This is a genomic window from Haloarcula sp. H-GB5, assembly GCF_054850705.1.
In genome coordinates, this window is sequence record NZ_JBTWBG010000002.1 from 987519 (window position 1) to 1006714 (window position 19196).

Sequence of the window (19196 nt, forward strand, 5' to 3'; positions counted from 1 at the left end):
GAGCGAGATACGTCGCCGGCGTGAAAATCGGTTTCGGTGACAGCGGTGGGTCGGGTTACTCTTCTTCCTCTTCGCCGAGACTCTGTGACGGACCGCCCGAGAAGACGAACTCGTGCTCGGCTTCGGTTTCGAAGCGGTTCAGGATATCCCCGAGTGGCTTCGCGTAGCGTTTGAGCTGTTCGGCCCGTGACGACACTTCGTTGAGCTCTGCGGCCTGCTCTTCGGCTGCGCCAGCGACGGTCTGGGTTTCGGCCATCATCTGGTCACTCGTTTCGGCGGCTGACTGTAGTGTCGTCGCAACTGTCCGGAACCGTTCGAGCGAGTCGCCCAGGTCGATGTCCGGGTTCTCCGCTTCCAGTTCTTCGAGTGTGTCCACGAGGGTATCAAGATCCTCCGAAATAGTAGCGAGCCGATCCTTCTGATCGTAAGCGTCGTCGGAGATCTTTTGTGTCGATTCGGCGACCTGCTCGGATGCATCGCGGACGGACTCCGCACTCGACAGAACGACGTCGCCGGATTCCGCGACTTCGTCGGCGAAGCTGTTGAGCTGACCGATCGTCTTTTCGAGTTCATTGACCATGCCGTTGAACTCGCTGGCGATACGGTCCATTGACTCGTTCTCGCCGTCGGTTGCCATCCGCTCGGTGAGGTTGCCAGCGGCCGTCTCCTCCATCACATCGGAGAATTCTTCGGCCTTCTTCTGGAGGTATTTGTTGACTTCAAGGGCTTCGGCCCGGGAAACCTCCGCCTCTTTCTGTGCACGCTCGGCCTCGTTGATCTGCTGTTTGAGTCCGTCGCGCATATCAGCGAATCCGCTGTACAGGCGGCCGATATTGTCGATGCGACTGGTGGCGATCTCGACGTCGAGGTTCCCCTGTCGCATCTGGTCCGTTTTTCGGGTCAGGCGGTCGATCGACGTTGCCGTGTTGTACCCGAGTATCGCACCGACACCCGCGATGAGCAACACCATCAGTGCCGTGCCGATAAGTCCGTACTGCTGGACGTTCTGGACGAAGCCAAAGACCGCGGAGTTGGGTGCGTGTACGAGAACGACCCAGTCAGTGCCCTGAATCGGTGCATAGCCGACAGTGTAGCGCTCGTTGAGTACGTCGGTCGCCGGCATGTCAGCGGTGACGCCGGACTGTTGCTCCGACGAGCGGAGGCCATCTGCCGCGTCGATCGGTTCGGTAGCAGGGCTGTTCGAGCTATACGACTGCAGTATGTTTTCGCCGAGGCCGCGGCTTCCGTCTCTTGGTTCGTCGATCATGACGACCGCTGATCCGTTGACGACCTGCGTGAATCCGCCTTCGGCCCTGTTGTTCCCCTGAAGCGAGTTCGCGATCTCGTCAAGCGAATACTCGATGAGGATATATCGGTTCTGCGAGGCATCAACAGGACTGACGAAGCCGACGACCGGGCCGGAGTTCGTCTGGTACACGTCGGAGACAACGACATCGCTTGCCGTTTCGAAGTTCGTACCGGTAAGCCAAGCCCTGCTCGTCGATCCGAGCGGTGAGTTAGTCAGCACCTGTGAGTTAGATGTGCTGGCGACAACCTGTGATTGGCCGGCATTCCGTTCGACCAGATGGATGTCGGTAGCATCTGCGGACAAGGCGGCTTTCCGATTGTTAAGTTCGATATCGATATCGTCGGTATCACTACTGGCCCAGATATCGTCGGAAGAAACGAATTGGGTCGATAGCCGGTTTCGGTCAACCCACTGTGACAGGATGTCTGCCTCCTGTGCGGCGGCATTTTCGTAGTCGCTCAGAACCTGTTGTTCGGTGTAGTTCTTGACTTGCTCTGTCGCGGCAAGGCCGATGAGCCCAACCGACAGCGCCATAATGAAGAGGACGATGCCGAATTTGAGTGCGAAGTTTCGCCGGATAAAATCCGGGACGACTGTCGCTAGAATCCCATCGGAGGTGTTCGAATCGGTCTCTGAACTGTCTGGTATCTGTGTATCTCCTGAACTCATACTTAGCTCCCCCCAAGCGAACAGTTAGCCGCTGGCCCGCTATCGCAGGCGTACTGTACATCCGCTGGTTCTCCAACTAGGCCGTAGTAGCTGCCATAGGACTGCCGCACCTCCGGCTTTCCTCTCACAATCGGCACTTGACGCATCGCCTGGTGATCACAGGCCCGGAGGGTCTGTGTTCCGAGACCGGCGTCGTACTCGTGTCCTTCGAGCGCTCCGATGACATCGATCGGGTTGAACGTTCCCGCCCGCTCAACTGCGCTGGCGTATTGTAACGTTTGCGTGTATGCGATGTGGGCTGCTCCTGATGGGGACGCCGATTTCGAGGTCCCCGTCGAACTGCCGTACTCTTCACGGAACGTCTCTCGGAAAGTATTCGACAGCGGCGAGTTGATCTCCGGACTCCAGGCGACTGTTCCGATAACGCCCTCTATCGCACCGCCTGCGGTCTGGGCAATATCTCTCGAGGCTATCGGAAGGACGATATTCGAGTCCGGGAACTCGTCTCGGAACGCTCTGAGTGCGTTTACTGCGTCGAGGCCACCGAGCCCGAGGACGATCACGTCGAAATCGACCGACTTGATGTCTGCTGCGTACTGAGAGTAGTCGCTTGTTCCGACCTGCGCAGTCGTATCCCAGACAGGTGCCCAGCCGAGATTCCCGAGGGTTGTATCCATATCGTCCCGAAGTGTCCGTCCCCACTCGTTGTCCTGAGAGATCTTGACGTAGTTGATGTCGTCTCCGAACTCATCACTGAGGGCCGGGGCCAGCGCTTCGGCCGCCATACGGTTGTTGAACATCTCGCGGAAGGAGTACCGGTTGCAGTCAGCACCCGTCAGCGAGTTCGCGTTACCCATCGTTGCCATGTAGATGACCTGGTTCTGCGCCGCAACCTCCTGATTGGCCAGACCGGAGCTGCTGGACGTGCCACCAGCAAGCATAATTACATCTTCACTATCGACAAGCCGCTGTGCGTTGCTCCGGGCGGTATCTGAACTGCCGCCCGTGTCTTCGACAGCGAATTCGACCTCCTTATCCAGGAGGCCATCACCGTCAAGCGGCGACTCGTACGTCTCGCTCGTTACCCACCCACCACCGTTGTTAATGTGTTTGACCGCGAGTTTGAAACCCCGTAGTTCCTGCTTACCGGCCGTTGAATACGATCCCGAAGAAGCGACGTTAAAACCGAACGTCACCGAATCCCCGGACACCGGAAAGTTTCCAACTGGAGTTGGGGTCGGCGTCTCGTCCCCATTTGTCACACCCTCGCTGCCACCACAACCCGCAAGTCCGGCCAGCCCGGCCGCACCAATCGAGCGGAGTAGGTTCCGCCTAAAGACAGACGGCCCACCACCATTTCTCCCTGAATCCATACTGGCGTGTGTAAATTACTATAGCACATAAACTTTTGGAGAAAACTAATGCTGACGGTACTCAACAATTAAAACTACAAAGTAACTGACTATAATATAGTAAGCGGATACTACCAGCCCCGTCAGACGACTGGTTCTCCGGGATTTATACCCAGCCAGTGAGCAACGTCGGATATGACGGAGTTAGTGACGTTCGGCGAGACAATGTTGCGGTTATCGCCACCTGACGATGAGCGACTGGAGACCGCAGACCAGTACACTGTCAGGGCAGCTGGCGCAGAATCAAACGTTGCAGTCGCCGCTCAGCGGCTTGGGCTCGATTCGCTGTGGACCTCGAAACTCCCCGATTCACCGGTCGGTCGCCGAGTCACGGGTGAACTCAAACACCACGGCGTGTCGGTCGAGATTGCCTGGGACGAATCCGGCAGCGCCCGGCAGGGCACCTACTATCTGGAACAGGGCAGTCCACCACGGGGTAACGATGTTATTTACGACCGCCAAAACGCCAGTGTCACAACCGCTACACCCGCTGAACTTCCGACGGGGACCATCACAGACGCTGCGGGATTCCACACATCGGGTATCACACCAGCGCTTTCCGAGACGCTCGAATCGACCACTGCTGACCTCCTCTCGCTCGCACAGGACGCGGGTACGACCACGAGCTTCGACCTGAACTACCGCTCGAAGCTCTGGACGCCGGCGAAAGCCCGTTCAGTTCTGACCGATCTATTCCCGTCTGTCGATGTGCTCGTCGTCGCCGAACGCGACGCAAACGTCGTGTTGGACAGGACCGGTGGTGCGGAAACGATTGCTCGGGACCTCGCAGCCGAGTACGGGTTCGAAGCGACGGTGATCACCCGCGGCAGCGACGGCGCGCTCGCGCTTGCCGACGGGACCGTAACGGAGCAGCCGACGTTCGAGTCGACTGACGCACATCCGGTCGGGACCGGCGACTCTTTTGTCGGTGGCTTCCTCTCGCAGTATCTCTCCGGCGGTACTGTTGCGGACGGGCTTGCCTGGGGTGCCGCGACGGCCGCACTCAAACGAACCATCCCGGGCGACATTGCGGTCGTGTCGCCCGACGAGGTCCGCTCGGTTCTCAGTGGCGACACGGAAGCGATTTCGCGGTAGCTACGCCGTCCAGCAAGCTTCTTATCCCTTCGCGGGGAACGGCAGGGTATGATTAACTATGAACGCTGTAAACTGTGGGTCCCCGGAGACGGAGGTCACAATGCGTAGCGCAAAGATCGTCTGTACTCTCGGTCCCGCGTCGGACTCGGTCGACGACATCGCGTCGCTTGCAAAGGCCGGCATGTCCGTTGCCAGACTGAACGCGAGCCACGGCTCGCCGGAACACCGCCGTGAAATGATCGATCGAATCCGCGAGGTAGACGAAGCCGTCGAGGAGCCGGTCGCAGCCATGCTCGACATGCCAGGTCCGGAGGTCCGGACCGCGGAGATCGACGAACCGATTCAGCTCACGGAAGGGTCTACTATCCGGTACGTCGTCGGTGACGACGCGACGCCGGAGGAGGTCGGTCTTTCGCAGTCGATTACGGCGGTCGAACCGGGCGACCGCGTGTTGCTCGATGACGGACGCATCGAAACAACTGTCGAGCGCGTCGAGGACGACACAGTGTTTGCGACCGTCGAGAACGGCGGCGAGCTGTCCGCCCGCAAGGGCGTCAACGTTCCCGGTGTCGAACTCGACCTGCCGACCATCACGGAGAACGACAGGCAAGAACTTGACGTGGCCGCCGAGAAGGAGCCCGATTTCGTGGCCGCGTCGTTCGTCCGCGACGGCGAGGATATTTACGAGATCAGCCAGGCGCTCGAAGAGCGCGGCGTCGACATCCCGATCATCGCCAAGATCGAACGGGCGGGGGCCGTCGAGAACCTCGATTCGATCATCGACGAGGCCTACGGCGTGATGGTCGCCCGCGGTGACCTCGGCGTGGAGTGCCCGCTCGAAGACGTGCCGATCATTCAAAAGCGCATCATCCGTCGGTGCCACGAGGCTGGCGTACCGGTCATCACGGCAACTGAGATGCTGGACTCGATGGTCCACTCCCGGCGGCCGACACGCGCGGAAGCCTCCGACGTGGCTAATGCCGTGCTCGACGGAACTGACGCAGTGATGCTCTCCGGCGAGACGGCGATCGGTGACCATCCGACTCGCGTCGTCGAGACGATGGATCGGATCATCCGCGATGTCGAGGGCAGCGAGGAGTACGCCGAGTCCCGCGAACAGCGCGTGCCAAACGCCGGTGATACCCGGACGGACGCGCTCGCACGCTCCGGTCGGTTCCTCGCCCGCGACATCGGGGCATCGGCGATTGTCGCCGCGTCCGAGTCCGGCTACACCGCCCTGAAATCGGCGAAGTACCGACCATCGATTCCCATCGTCGCGTCGACGCCAAGCGAGCGCGTCCGCCGGAAGCTCGCGCTCTCGTGGGGCATCACGCCTGTAACGACCGAGTACACTACCGAGGGCGCTGATGCCGTCATTCAGACAGCAGTGCAGTCGGCCCTCGACACTGAGGCCGCGGACAGTGGTGACACGGTCGTCGTCCTGTCCGGGATGATGACCGAATTGGAGGGGATGAACACGGCAAACATGCTGAAAGTACACGTCGCGGCCGAAACGGTCGCCAGCGGTCGGTCCATCGTCGACGGCTTGGTGACCGGCCCCGTCCATCGGATTTCGACGGCCCCGCCCCGGGAGTCGCCGGGCGACCTCTCGAACGTCCCCGACGGGGCGATCTTGGCGGTTCCGGAAGGGTTCGACGGCGAATTTGTCGGCGACACCAGCCGCATCGGCGGCATCATCGACAGCCACGAGGGAGTCACGAGCTATGCGGCCATCGTCGCCCGCGAACTGTCGATTCCGATGATATCGAACGCAGACCTGCCTGATGCTGTCTCGGACGGGTCGACCGTCACCCTAGATTCCGAACGCGGCGTCGTCTACGAGGAGGCCGTTGGGCGAGAGGATATCTCGGGCAGGGAGCGAGACTACTAGCCGCAGTAGAATCTGTGTAGTTAAGTATCGGTGGGGCAACCCTTCGACCAGCATGGGCGCTTACGCAGGGGTCGACCTCGGAGCGACACATATTCGGGCTGTTATCGGTGACGAGACGGGCTCGATCGTCGCGTCACACAAAACTGAGACACCGCGTGGACCGGCAGGTATCGCGGTCACGGAGGCGGTCCTCGATTCGATCCGGCAGGCCTGTGATGCCGCCGACATCGCACCCACAGACGTGGTTGCCGCCGGGATCGGTTCCTTCGGTCCGATGGATCTGGCCGAAGGCGTCGTGGAAAACCCGGCAAATCTTCCCGACACCATCGACCGGATTCCGCTGACCGGGCCGGTCGAAAACCTCATCGGTAGCGAGCGGGTGTCGTTGCACAACGACGCGAACGCCGGCGTCATCGGCGAGCGGTTCTACTCGGACCGGAGCCCCGATGACATGGTGTATCTCACTATCTCGTCCGGAGTCGGTGCCGGGGTCGCCGTCGACGGGAACATCCTGTCAGGCTGGGATGGCAACGCCGGCGAGGTCGGTCATCTGACAATCGATCCGAACGGATTCATGACCTGTGGCTGCGGCCACGACGGCCACTGGGAAGCGTACTGCTCGGGCGAGAACATCCCGCGATACGCCACGCAGTTACACCGGGAGGACCCCGTCGAGACGGCGCTCCCAATCGAGACTGAGGAGTTTTCCGCGGCGGATATCTTCGAGTATGCTGGCGAAGACGAGTTCGCGTCCCACGTCCTCGATCAGATCTGTCACTGGAACGCGATCGGCGTTGCAAACATCGTTCACGCGTACGCGCCACTCGTCGTCTATGTCGGCGGGGCCGTTGCGCTCAACAACCCCGATCAAGTGCTAGATCCGATCCGGGAGCGGCTTGACGACATGGTGATGTCGAACATCCCGGACATCCAGTTGACGCAGTTCGGCGACGACGTTGTGGTTCGCGGCGCACTGGCGTCCGCACTGACTGGCGGCACAGGTGACCCATCACAGCGCGTCTGAAAAGCGTCGATCAGCCCGCGGAGTCTCGGGCTACTGTTGCAGGTCGTACAGCCGCCGGAAGGCCGTCGCGGGGAACCGCGGTTCGACACGGCTCGGCGGGCGTCCCTGACCGTTAGTGACCGTCGCCTCGACGCGATCAACGACGCCGGATTCCGCCATTTCGTAGAGGAACCGCTTGACGGTCCCGGCGGAGAGATCGACCGATTTTACCGACGCAATCGCCTCCGTCGTTGCCGTTACCGAGGAGCGTTCGCTCTCCTCTAAGTCGATGAGTTCTCTGAGGACGGCCTGCCGGTTCGTCGGCAGGGAGAGGACGACCCCCAACGAAACGCAGGGATCGGGCACCTCTGCGATGGCCGCGTCGACGTTGGCCTGTGTGATGCGGTCCTGGCTCCGTTCCTCGGCAAACTCCGCGGCGATAAACAGCGCGGCAAGGGCATCGTGGGCGTTTCCGTCCGCCCAATCGGCGATATGCCTCGCCAGACTGTGGTCGAGTCCCTGCTGGGCCAGTCCGTTCGAGGCCCTGGTCATCAACACGTCGACAAGCATCTGCCGTTGATAGCGGTCAATACTGATCGACTCGGCGGTGTACCGCGTCAGTTCAGTTGCCGACGGGTCATCGCGACCGATAGCGAGCCAGCTGACGTTACTCGGTAAGCCAGCAAACAGGTCAACAAGAGCCGGGGCCTGAATGCTCTCCGGTTCGCTGATGTGGTCAACCGCGATGACGATACCTGTGCGTTGCTCTCGGACTAGCTCGTGGAGTCGTGACTTGAGCGTCTCCGTCCCGATCCCGTGTTCCGGCACCGAGTCGTCCACGAGCGAGTCCAGCACTGCATGGTAGAACGCGAACTCGCTTGCGGTCTCTCGGGCGTTCACGTACACGAACGACGGCGAGGTCGGTGGCTGTGCACGGGTCGTCGTGTGGATGATCGCCTGTTGCTCCGTAGGAAGCTGTTCTAAATTGGCGAAAAGCGCTGTGATAACTGCGGACTTCCCTGAACCACGGGGTCCGTACACGTACGCGTTCGGCGGAAGCTGCCCGTCGAACACCGGATCAAGGTGGTCGAGAAGCCGTTCAAGCACTGGACCCCGGTCAGCCGGCTCCTCGATGTGGACGATCGGTGAGATCGACTCGTAATCCTGAATGAGCCGTGGCTCACCGTTCCGGCGTTGTCGACGCTTGATTCTCGCTTCGATGTCCATGCTTGGAAATTAGATCGTGTGTATATTCGATTGGACCTGTAAATAAAAAGCCGTATGAGTTCTTACGGCAGGGGGATAGCTGCGGACGTCGTGAACACTCCAGCCAGTGCCAGAATGCCCAGGATGAGGGTCGTCGTAATGATCGATGCGGCTGGCGGGTCAAAGTGCGTATCCGAATGCGCGTAGAAGATGCGCTGGTAGACCTCACCGAACAGCGCACCCAGGATACCGAAGAACGCGCCTAGGCCGAGCGCGACTAGGACACTCGCTCCATCCGTCATCGCCATGCTGGCGACGAACGTTGACGGGAGCGTCATGTGGTGCGTAACCGGGAATTTCTCCACACCGAGGTTCAGGAACAGCAGACTCGCTGCTGAGATACCGAATGGGAGGAAGAGACTCCCGGTTTTCGCGAAGATGTATGCACCAAGGATGCCGGTGATGAGGCCGAGCATTGCGACGTGTGTCCATTTGTACTGGTGTGGCAGCCACGGCTCGACAGCCGGTCGCTCGGCGGCCATTCCACCGTCCGTTGCGACTTCCTCACCCGACCGCATCTTTCCGCTCTCGAACGGTGACATATCGAGCAGGCCACTTCCGCGGGCACGGCCGATAACTGGGTAGCCAAAGACCAGACGGGCGATAACAGCGGTCAGGATGACGCCTGCTGCAGGCGGATCGATCGGAACTCCGAGTCCACCAGACGTCTGCCGGATCGCCATACCCAGGATACCGAATACCCCACCGACAGCAAGGACGTCCGGTCGGGTGCCGAGGGCGTAGGCGATGTCCTTCGCCGGGTGGTAGTCACCGTCGTCCGGCTCGTACATTCCGTCGTACTTTGCGGCGTAAGCGGCTGCTGCCACACCACCAGCGAAGGCGACGTGTGGCCCGAACACGGGACCGAAAGCCAGCGGGCCGACGATGCCGGCTCCGTACCCACCGGCGGCACCGGAAATGACGTCAGGCGAACCGCCGACGAACGACTCTGAGACGACGTTGCCCGCTTCTCCAATGAGCACCATGAAGCCGGTGAAACAGAATGCCGGGAGTGCACCGATAGATGCTCCGAACGCCCCGCCAGCGAACGCCGCGATGGCGAGGACGAGCATATCGACTGCCGTGAGTCCGAATACGATTGCCATCTGTTATTCCTCCTGTGCCCAGTCACGGGAACGGTCGACGGCGTCGTCCCAGCGGGCGTACATCTTGTCTGCCTTCTCGACGTCCATCTCCGGCGAGAACTCCTCGTCGACTTGCCAGTTGTCCCGGAGTTCGTCGACGGTGTCCCAGTACCCGACGGCGAGGCCGGCTGCGTATGCCGACCCGAGGGCAGTGGTCTCGTCGACCTGCGGTCGCGCGATGTCCGTCTGGATGATGTCGGACTGGAGCTGACAGAGGAAGTTGTTCTTGACTGCACCACCGTCGACTCGCAGCGTCGTCATCTCGACACCGGAGTCTTCCTCCATCGCTTCCGCGAGGTCGCGGGTCTGGTACGCGATGGATTCCAGGGTCGCACGCACGATGTGCTCCTTTCGCGTTCCGCGAGTCATACCGACAATCGTCCCGCGTGCGCGCCCGTCCCAGTGTGGAGCGCCGAGACCTGTGAAGGCCGGCACCATGTAGACACCGTCGGTTGATTCGACCGAGCGGGCCAGTTCCGCCGTCTGGGCGGCGTTGTTGATGAGGTCGACGTCTTCGAGCCATTCAATGGCCGCGCCAGCGATGAAGATGGAGCCTTCCAGCGCGTACTGGACGGGCTCACCGGACATCTGGAAGCCGACGGTCGTCAGCAGGCCGTTATCCGAGGCGACTGCTTCGGAGCCAGTGTTCATCAGGTAGAACGCGCCGGTTCCGTAGGTGTTCTTCGCATCACCCTTATCGAAGCAAGTCTGGCCGAACAGCGCGGCCTGCTGGTCGCCCAGCGCGCCCGCAACGGGGACCTCCTCTTCGAGGAAGCCGTCCGCGTCAGTGTGCCCGTACAGACTCTCGTCGGAGGACGGGCGGACTTCCGGAACCATGGACCTCGGAACGCCGAACTCTTCGAGGAGTTCGTCGTCCCACTCCATGTCGTGGATGTTGTACAGCATCGTCCGCGATGCGTTCGAGACATCCGTGATGTGGTTCCCGGTGAGCTTGTAGATGAGCCACGCGTCGATGGTGCCCATGAGGAGTTCACCGTCTTCGGCCCGCTCGCGGAGGTCAGCGCCACGCGAGCTCTGCATCTTGAGCGGCTCCGCGTTATCGAGGATCCACTCGGTCTTGGTCGCCGAGAAGTAAGCGTCACATTCCAGCCCGGTCTTCCCCCGGATCCACTCGACTTTGTCCTCTTCCTGGATTTCCTCGACGCGGTCGGTGGTTCGGCGGTCCTGCCAGACCAGCGCGTTGTGGACCGGTTTGCCGGTCTCCTTGTCCCAGACGATCGTCGTCTCACGCTGGTTCGTGATGCCGAGCGCCTCAAGCTGTTCGGCACCGACACCTGCATCCGCCAGCCCCTTCGTTACGACTTCCTGCGTGTTTTCCCAGATCTCGACGGGGTCGTGCTCGACCCAGCCGGGCTCCGGGTAGATCTGTTCGTGCTTCTCGTAGGCGTTCGCAACGACCTGGCCGCTATGGTCGAACACCATGAAGCGGGTCCCGGTCGTTCCCTGGTCGATCGCGCCAACGTATGTGTCTGCCATTGTTGTGTTCTCCGTGGTGGAGGTAGCTTATTTATGAAAGCTACCACCTTGCCAGTAAACAACATAGTGAACCATTATAAAGATTACTAATGGTGATGTTTGGCTAGTAAAGAAAGGAGGAGACGGCGCTACCGGTCGGAATCGTACCGCTCAAGCTGCTTTGTGACCTGTGTGTCGAGTCGATCGAGTGCGGCCGGGACCGAATCGGGTCCATCCATACTGTCGACTGCGTCTTCGATGATTGTTCGAACCGTATCGAACGGGCCGATCTGTGCGCCCCGCGTTGCGGTGGTATCGCGCGTCTCAATGAGCTGGTCGAACGCCGTCTTGTAGTGTGGGTTCTGGTCGAACCAGTCGTCAGCCCGGAGCTGTGGAATCGTCTCTTCGTGGACCGGGAAATACCCGGTTTCCTGGTGCCACCGACGCTGCTGGGCTGGTTCGGTAAGCCAGGTGAGGAACTCGCCGACAGCGTCGTGTACGGCCTCGGAAACGGCATCGCCGACCCAGAGGGATGCGCCGCCGACGAGTACGCCGGTCCGGTCGTTGAGTACGGGGAACCGGCCGGTCCCGACATCGAAATCGGCACTGCTTTCGATGCTGTTCAGCGACGACGTCGAGCCGATCAGCATCGCGGCGTTCCCCTCGGCGAAATGGGCCCGAGCTGCGCCTCTGGCTTCGATGCCGGGGTCGTGGTACAGTCCATCCGCTTCGAGGCCTTTCCACCACTCGAACAAGTCGTGGGCGAACGCCCCGTCGAGATAACTCTCCGTCGGTGACCCGGACCGCCCGTTGTTCTGGTCCACGAGGAGCTGGTCAGCCTCGGCAAACCACTGTTCGACGAACCACGAGTAGTTCGCGAACGTGATACCGGTGTCCACGCCTCTCCCGTCGACGAGCTGCGCAGCCGCGCTTCGCACGTCAGCGAGAGTTTCCGGGGGCGAGTCGGGATCGAGCCCCGCCTCCCTGAACGCGTCGCGGTTGTAGGCCATCACCGGGTTCGACGCGTTGAACGGCAGCGAGTGGAGCGTCCCGTCGAACCGGTAGTAGTTCGTGACCGGGTCAAGCAGCGAGTCGATGTGGGTTGCGGGGAGGAGTTCCTCGACGGGCTTAAAGTGTCCACTGTCGCGCGCACGCGTGGTACCGATCTCAAATATCTGCGCAATCGCCGGTGGGTCACCGTTTTCGGCGGCGTTCAGCGTTGCATCGAGGGTTCCGCGATAGCTCCCTTTCGACCGCAGTGTGAGACTGATACCCTCCGTCTGTGATTCGAACTCGCGAACGAGTTCTTCAAGCAGTAGCGCTTTTTCGCCACCCATCGCGTGCCAGAACTCGACGACGGTTCCGTCCGTGTTTGCCGCCGCCGAACCGGTCGCAAGTTCGAACGAATCCAGCGACGCGTCCAGCGATTCGGCCCGCTCGGTGAGCGTCGAGACCCGCGTCGAAACCTCCGCGAGTTCCGTCGTCTGGTCCGCTGCGGCGTCGGCGGCGATAGCCGCCTCTTCAGCCGTCCGGGTGCTGATGTCCTCGACGTCGTCGACCATCGAGACGACTTCCTGTGTGGAGTCGGCCTGCGTATCCGTCGCATCGTCGATCTCCTGGACGCTCGAATCGACTTCCTCGACCATCGAAACGACGGAATCCAGTTCGTCGAGTGCGCTGGCGACCGACGACCGGGTGTCCTCGACGCTTTCCCGAGTGTCGTACATCTCTGACACCGTTGCGTCGGCCTGTTCGTGCACTTCCTGGATGGAAGCCGCGATCTCGTCGGTCGCTTCCTTCGTCTCGGTCGCGAGCGATTTGACCTCCTCGGCCACGACGGCGAACCCGTCGCCGGATTCTCCTGCTCGGGCCGCTTCGATGTTGGCGTTCAGTGCCAGCATGTTGGTCTGATCCGCGACGTCCGTGATGAAGCCCACAATCTCCTCGATGTCCGACAGCAGGTCGTTCAGTTGTTCGACCTTGTCGACGGTCGCTTCGGCGTTGTCGGTCAGCCGGTCGAGCGTCGTCATCGCCGAGGACGCCGACTCCAGTGCGGATTCGCCTCGAACGCTGGCTTCGCTGGACGTGTCTGCGACCTCGTTTGCAGCGCTCGCTATCTCCTCGATTGTCGCCGAGAGGTTCCGCATCTCATCAGAAATAGACTGTATCTCGTCCCGCTGCTCGTCCGAACCGGTCGAAATCTCGCCGACAGCGCCGCTCACGTCCCGACTGGCGGACTTGACCGACCCGAGACGGGTATCGACCTGTTCCGTTGCGGCGGTCACCTGTTCACTGAACGACGCCATCCTGTCGACGGTGTCGGTCCATTCCCGGAGCAGTTCACTGTATGCGTCGTACAGCGGTTCAGCCGCCTCAGCTGGTGGCTGTCCGGGTTTCGTAGTCAGGTCGCCGTCGGCGTTCGCCTGGGCAACAGAAGTGAGACGGTCGACAGCGGTTTCGAGCGCTTCACGTTCCGCCCGCTCCTGTTCGAGTTCCGCCGCCAGTTGCTCACATCGTGCTTCCAGTTCCGCCTGTTCAGGGTCGTTTTCGGTCTCTGTGTCCTTCTGGAGGGCTCCTGCCGACGGCGGTTCGGTCTCCGACTCGTTTCCATCCCGCCCCTCTGTGACGCCGCCGTCGGTACGTTCTCCATCAGGCGGGTCGTCTTCTGAGTCAAGTGGGTTCCATTTACTCATTGTCACTCCCGTTGGCCGAACGGCCAACACGTTCTCGGGAATAGTCCACTATCAAAATATATAATAGTTACTGTCGAAGCGGTAGGAGTGATAACTACTGTTCGGGTACAGATACAGTGCCAAGACAGCCGTATTGAAGCTGCGAAAATTGAAGATTTCCACCTACTACTCGAATATAGTAAAGAGTGTACAGTTCTCCCGCTCAATAGTTAGTGGGACTTGTATGCTAATAGTCCACAATTAACAGTGTGCGTTTGAGCTATCCCTCATGATTACTTAGAAAATTTACTACCCAAACACCAGCAACGGTAAAGTGAAGTGTATGCGCTCCAAACCCACGGAAAGATAGATGGGACCGACACCACACATCGCCGTCATCGGTGGCGGCTCGACTGGGGCGGGCATCGCGCGGGACCTCGCGATGCGCGGGCTCGACGTGACCCTCGTAGAACAGGGAAATCTGACCCACGGGACCACCGGTCGGATGCACGGGCTGCTCCACAGCGGCGGTCGATACGCCGTTTCAGACCAGGCCAGTGCGACCGAGTGTATCGAGGAAAACCGAGTTCTGCGTGATATCGCAAGCCACTGTGTCGAGATGACCGGTGGCCTGTTCGTCAAGCGTCCTGAGGACTCTGAGGAGTACTTCCAGAAGAAGCTCAACGGCTGTGAGGAATGCGGTATTCCCGCCGAGGTCGTCTCGGGCGAGGAGGCACGCGCGATGGAACCACACCTGGCGAAGGACATCGACAAGGCCATCAGCGTTCCTGACGGGGCTATCGACCCGTTCCGACTGGTCGTCGCGAACGCCGCGAGCGCACAGGAACACGGCGCACGCATCGAGACCCACTCTAAGGTCACCGACCTCATCGTCGAGAGCGGCGAAGTAGTCGGCATCGAAGTTGAACACGACTCCGGTCCCGGAAAGCGGGTCCACGGCACCGAAGGCGGAACCGAGGAAATCCGTGCTGACTACGTCGTGAACGCGACGGGAGCCTGGGCCGGTCGCATCGGCGACATGGCCGGGCTGGACATCGAAGTTCGCCCCTCGAAGGGCGTCATGACAATCATGAACATCCGGCAAGTCGACACCGTCATCAACCGCTGTCGGCCCAAGGGCGACGCCGACATCGTCGTGCCCCACGAGACGACTGCGATTCTGGGCACGACTGACGAAGAGGTCGAAGACCCCGAGGACTACCCCGAGGAGCAGTGGGAGGTCGACATGATGATCGACACCCTCTCGGAGCTGATTCCGATGCTTGACGAAGCCCGGACCATCCGCTCGTTCTGGGGCGTCCGTCCGCTGTACGAACCACCGGACGTCGGCAGTGACGACCCGACGGACATCACGCGGGATTTCTTCCTGCTCGACCACGACGAGCGCGACGACCTGCCCGGCATGACCAGCATCGTCGGCGGGAAGTTCACCACCTACCGAATGATGGGCGAACAGATCGCCGACCACGTCTGCGGGAAGTTCGGCATCGACGCTGACTGCCGGACCGCCGACGAACCACTGCCGGGCAGCGAGGACTTCTCGGTGCTCCGGGACTACATGGACGAGTTCGGGCTCCGGTCGCCGATCGGCCGCCGGAGTGTCGAGCGACTCGGCTCCCGGGCCGACGACGTGCTCAAAACCGACGGGCCGAACCCGACCGTCTGCGAATGCGAGGGCGTCACCCGCGCCGAGATTCAGGACGCTATCAAGGGTTCAGGCTCAGACCTCAACGCCGTCCGCATCCGAACCCGGGCGTCGATGGGCAACTGTCAGGGCGGCTTCTGCTCGCACCGGATGGCGAGCGAACTCCACTCGGAGTACGACGAGTCGGTCGTCCGCGAGGCCTGGGACGAACTGCTCCAAGAGCGCTGGAAGGGTCAGCGCCACGCCCTCTGGGGCGAGCAGCTCTCCCAGGCGGCGCTGAACTACGCGTTGCATGCCACCACGCAGAACCGCGACCAGGACCCGGCGGACGGCGACCCGGTCGACTTCTCGGCGTTCGATTCGGGCCGCGGACAGACTGGCAGCAGCGTCGACAGCGCGGACGTGGCCGCCGATGGAGGGACAGATGGCTATTGAGTCTGAGGTGCTCGTTATCGGCGGCGGCCTTGGTGGGCTGACCAGTGCGCTGGCGGCCGCCCGCGAGGGAGCGGACGTGCGACTGGTGTCCTACAAACAGAGTACGCTTCGACAGGCGTCGGGTCTGGTGGACGTGCTTGGCTACACGCCGGACGGCGACGGCCCGCTGACCGACCCGTACGAAGCGATTCCGTCGTTGCCGGAGACTCATCCGTACCGGAAAGTCGGCGTCGAAACGGTTCGGGACGCACTGTCGCTGTTCGACGACGCGGTCCCGACCTACGAAGGCGAACACACGGACACGAACGCGCTCCTGCCGACCCATGGCGGGAGTATCAAACCGACCGCCCGCTACCCGGCTGGAGCCAGTGCTGGCCTCGCCAGCGACACCCGCGACACGCTGCTGGTCGGCATCGAGGAGATGGTAGACTTCGACGCGCCCCACGTCGCTGCCCATCTCGATGCGACGGGCGTGCCCTTCGATGTCCGCGGCGAGACGATCCGGTTCCCGGGCGACCTGCGCGCGGACGCGAAGGTCACACGGTATGCCAAACTGCTCGATACCAACAGCGAGGTTGCGGTTCGCGGGCGAATGGTCCCGGCCCGCGAGGCGCTGGCCCAGCGTGTGAACCCGCTGCTGGAAGGCGAAGAGCGGGTCGGCTTCCCGGCGATTCTCGGCGACGACAACCCCGGCGCGATCCGCGACGCACTGGGCGACCACCTCGGCGTCGACGTGTTCGAGGTCCCGATGGGGCCGCCATCCCTGCCGGGTCTCCGTCTCGAAGACGCGCTGTTCTCGGCACTGGACGAGGCCGGGGCCAGCATCGAGACCGGGAATCCCGTCGTCGACTTCGAGGGCGAGGACCGAATCGAAAAGGTGTTCATCGAGAAAAACGGCGCAAAGATCCCCAACAGCGCCGACCAGTACGTCCTCGCAACCGGCGGCTTCGTCGGCAAGGGCGTCGAGTCCGACCGGGAGGGCGTGTACGAACCCGTCTTCGACTGCCACGTCCCCCACGCTGCGGACCGCTATGACTGGTTCGAGGGCGAACTGTTCGGCGACCACGAGTTTGCCCGCTACGGCGTGGCGACCGACGATGATCTGCGGCCCCTCGATGAGAGCGAGCACAGCGAGTTCGAGAACCTGCGCGCTGCCGGCTCGGTGTTGGGCGGCTACGACTTCGCCGCCGAGAAATCCGGTAGCGGCGTCTCGATCGCAACAGGCTACGCGGCGGGCCAGCGCGCCGCACAGGAGGCACGATGAGTGACGCTGAAACCCCACCAGAGACAGAGTTTGACCCGGTAGCACCGAATACAGGCGAGGAGTTCGAACCAGTCGACGTCTTCCCCGATAGCGACGACTTCGACCTCCGTCCCGGCGCGGACTCCTGTTACAAATGCTCGACCTGCGACACGAACTGTCCCGTCGCGGAGGTCGACGACGACTTCCCCGGCCCGAAGTTCCAGGGCCCCGAACAGTGGCGGCTCAAGCAGTCCGACGACGACCACGAGATCGACGACTCGGTGATGGACTGCTCGAACTGCATGCGCTGTGACAACGCCTGCCCGTCGGGCGTCCCGCTCAGCCAGATGCACAACACCGCCCGCGGGGAGTACGTCAGCGAGCAGATGGACAAGCTCTCCGTCGAGTACATCCGGAACCGCATCCTCGCGAACTACCGCACCTCCGCGTTCTTGGCGAGCAAGGTTCCCCGACTTGCGAACTTCGCCATGAACTTCGGCCCGGCCCGCTGGGTCATGGAGAAGACGCTCGGCGTTACCAGCGAGCGTGACTTCCCTGCCTTCGCGAAACAGACCTTCCGCGATTGGTGGGCCGACCGCGGCGGGCAGGTCCAGTCACGGGAGAACGCGAAGGCGGCACGAAAACGGCGTGGACTCCCTGAGGATGCCGACAAGAAAGTGGCGTACTTCCACGGCTGTTACTCCAATTACAACACGCCGGAAGTCGGCAAGGCAATGGTCCGGGTGTACGAGGAGTTCGGCTACGAGGTCGTCGCGCCCGAGCAGAAGTGCTCTGGAACGCCGATGTTCGCCAACGGGATGCTCGACGACGCCCGCCGCCACGCCGAGACGAACGTCTCGTCGATGTCCGAACTCGTCGACGAAGGGTACCACGCTATCGCCTCCTGTACCTCGTGTTCGATGGCACTCCGACAGGAATACCCCGAACTGTTCGATATCGACGGCATCGACAAGGTCGCCGAGAACACCTTCGAGGCTGTCGAGTACCTCCGCATCCACGAGGACCTGAAGGGCGAAGTCCAGGCGGCTGACGTGGACGGAGAGTTGGCCGAGGAGTTCGCCTACCACGCCCCGTGTCACTCACGGAATCAGGGACTTGACCGACAGGCCGTCGAACTGTTCCGCGACCTGGATGGCGCCGAAGTCGAGGACGTCGGCGACTCCTGTTCCGGCATCTCGGGGACCTACGGCTGGAAAGAGGAGAAATACGAGAAATCGATGGAGATCGGCGAGGAGATGTTCGAGCACATGGAGCACGCCGAAGGTGAAACCGGCATGACCGAGTGCCCGACCTGTGCGATGCAGATGGAACACGGCAGCGGCTACGAGATCCGACATCCGCTCGAACTCCTCGAAGCCGCGCTTGTAGAGTAACTGAAAAAGCTCGTTTTCTGCGGTTTTAGTCTTCGCCGCGGACAAACGTGACCGGGCACGGCGCGTTCAGCATGACTTCCTGTGCGGTGGAGCCGAAGACGGCCTTCCCGGTCGGCGAGCGCTTGCGGCCGCCGACGACGACGAGGTCCGAGGTCGTGGCTTCGGCGAGGCTGACGATCTGCTCGCCGTGGTTGCCTACGGCACCGCGGACCTGGGTCGACAGGCCGGCGTCGTCGAACCGCGAGACGAGTTCTCGAACGGTTGTGTGGCGGTCAGCGACCTCATCAGGGTCGGCTTCGCCGGTAGATTCGAATTCGAGCCTATCGACGACGCCGTCGTACTGGTCGTCGGTGAATACGTGTGCGACGATGACCGTCGCACCAGCCGGGCTCGCGATATCGAGCACGGCGTCTGCGAGTTCGTCGATTCGGTCGGCGTCGTTCGGTCCAACTGCGAGAAGAACAGTTTCGAGTGCCATACCGGCTACTCCGGGGGCAGACGCGTAAATCCTTCGATGGGT

General features: G+C 61.7%; 13 protein-coding genes. 6 read left to right on the forward strand and 7 right to left on the reverse strand.

Annotated features, from left to right (window positions below; all coding sequences use genetic code 11):
* Positions 1-55 precede the first annotated feature (55 nt).
* Both ACYJ11_RS13055 and ACYJ11_RS13060 read right to left on the reverse strand, forming a co-directional pair.
* Positions 56-1978, reverse strand: coding sequence for a HAMP domain-containing protein (locus ACYJ11_RS13055; protein WP_461648089.1), 1923 nt, complete (start codon positions 1976-1978; stop codon positions 56-58).
* A gap of 2 nt (positions 1979-1980) precedes the next feature.
* Positions 1981-3189: an ABC transporter substrate-binding protein gene (locus tag ACYJ11_RS13060; protein ID WP_461648440.1), complete on the reverse strand. Its 1209-nt coding sequence runs from the start codon at positions 3187-3189 to the stop codon at positions 1981-1983.
* Between the two features lie 336 nt (positions 3190-3525).
* Here ACYJ11_RS13060 and kdgK1 point away from each other — a divergent pair, with 336 nt between their 5' ends.
* The 3 genes from kdgK1 to ACYJ11_RS13075 all read left to right on the forward strand — a co-directional run bounded on the left by kdgK1 (position 3526) and on the right by ACYJ11_RS13075 (position 7400).
* The gene (gene kdgK1, locus ACYJ11_RS13065; RefSeq protein WP_461648090.1) at positions 3526-4485 is read left to right on the forward strand and encodes a bifunctional 2-dehydro-3-deoxygluconokinase/2-dehydro-3-deoxygalactonokinase; all 960 of its coding nucleotides are present in this window, start codon (positions 3526-3528) and stop codon (positions 4483-4485) included.
* Positions 4486-4585: 100 nt separating this feature from the next.
* Positions 4586-6376 carry a pyruvate kinase gene (gene pyk, locus ACYJ11_RS13070; protein WP_421642388.1) on the forward strand — a complete coding sequence of 597 codons (1791 nt, stop codon included), beginning with the start codon at positions 4586-4588 and terminating at the stop codon, positions 6374-6376.
* A gap of 52 nt (positions 6377-6428) precedes the next feature.
* The gene (locus ACYJ11_RS13075) at positions 6429-7400 is read left to right on the forward strand and encodes an ROK family protein (protein ID WP_170097883.1); all 972 of its coding nucleotides are present in this window, start codon (positions 6429-6431) and stop codon (positions 7398-7400) included.
* 30 nt (positions 7401-7430) lie between these two features.
* Here the strand turns inward: ACYJ11_RS13075 and ACYJ11_RS13080 are convergent, their stop codons facing one another.
* The 4 genes from ACYJ11_RS13080 to ACYJ11_RS13095 all read right to left on the reverse strand — a co-directional run bounded on the left by ACYJ11_RS13080 (position 7431) and on the right by ACYJ11_RS13095 (position 13959).
* Positions 7431-8606 (reverse strand): Cdc6/Cdc18 family protein, encoded by a 1176-nt coding sequence (locus ACYJ11_RS13080; protein WP_461648091.1) that lies wholly within the window; start codon positions 8604-8606, stop codon positions 7431-7433.
* A 62-nt stretch (positions 8607-8668) separates the two neighbouring features.
* Positions 8669-9751, reverse strand: coding sequence for a hypothetical protein (locus ACYJ11_RS13085; RefSeq protein ID WP_461648092.1), 1083 nt, complete (start codon positions 9749-9751; stop codon positions 8669-8671).
* 3 nt (positions 9752-9754) lie between these two features.
* The gene (glpK, locus tag ACYJ11_RS13090) at positions 9755-11287 is read right to left on the reverse strand and encodes a glycerol kinase GlpK (RefSeq protein ID WP_188976659.1); all 1533 of its coding nucleotides are present in this window, start codon (positions 11285-11287) and stop codon (positions 9755-9757) included.
* A 128-nt stretch (positions 11288-11415) separates the two neighbouring features.
* On the reverse strand, positions 11416-13959 hold the full coding sequence (locus tag ACYJ11_RS13095; protein ID WP_461648093.1) for an extracellular solute-binding protein: 2544 nt from the start codon (positions 13957-13959) through the stop codon (positions 11416-11418).
* A 349-nt stretch (positions 13960-14308) separates the two neighbouring features.
* Here ACYJ11_RS13095 and glpA point away from each other — a divergent pair, with 349 nt between their 5' ends.
* The 3 genes from glpA to ACYJ11_RS13110 are packed head-to-tail and all read left to right on the forward strand — an operon-like array spanning position 14309 to position 18676.
* Positions 14309-16039, forward strand: coding sequence for an anaerobic glycerol-3-phosphate dehydrogenase subunit GlpA (gene glpA, locus ACYJ11_RS13100; RefSeq protein WP_461648094.1), 1731 nt, complete (start codon positions 14309-14311; stop codon positions 16037-16039).
* Positions 16029-17303 (forward strand): glycerol-3-phosphate dehydrogenase subunit GlpB, encoded by a 1275-nt coding sequence (gene glpB, locus ACYJ11_RS13105; protein ID WP_461648095.1) that lies wholly within the window; start codon positions 16029-16031, stop codon positions 17301-17303. The genes glpA and glpB overlap by 11 nt, the downstream gene beginning before the upstream one ends.
* Positions 17300-18676 carry an anaerobic glycerol-3-phosphate dehydrogenase subunit C gene (locus ACYJ11_RS13110; RefSeq protein WP_461648096.1) on the forward strand — a complete coding sequence of 459 codons (1377 nt, stop codon included), beginning with the start codon at positions 17300-17302 and terminating at the stop codon, positions 18674-18676. The genes glpB and ACYJ11_RS13110 overlap by 4 nt, the downstream gene beginning before the upstream one ends.
* Positions 18677-18701: 25 nt before the next feature.
* On the opposite strand, the gene ACYJ11_RS13115 is transcribed toward ACYJ11_RS13110, so the two are convergent.
* Positions 18702-19154 (reverse strand): universal stress protein, encoded by a 453-nt coding sequence (locus ACYJ11_RS13115; RefSeq protein ID WP_170097875.1) that lies wholly within the window; start codon positions 19152-19154, stop codon positions 18702-18704.
* Between the last annotated feature and the right edge of the window lie 42 nt (positions 19155-19196).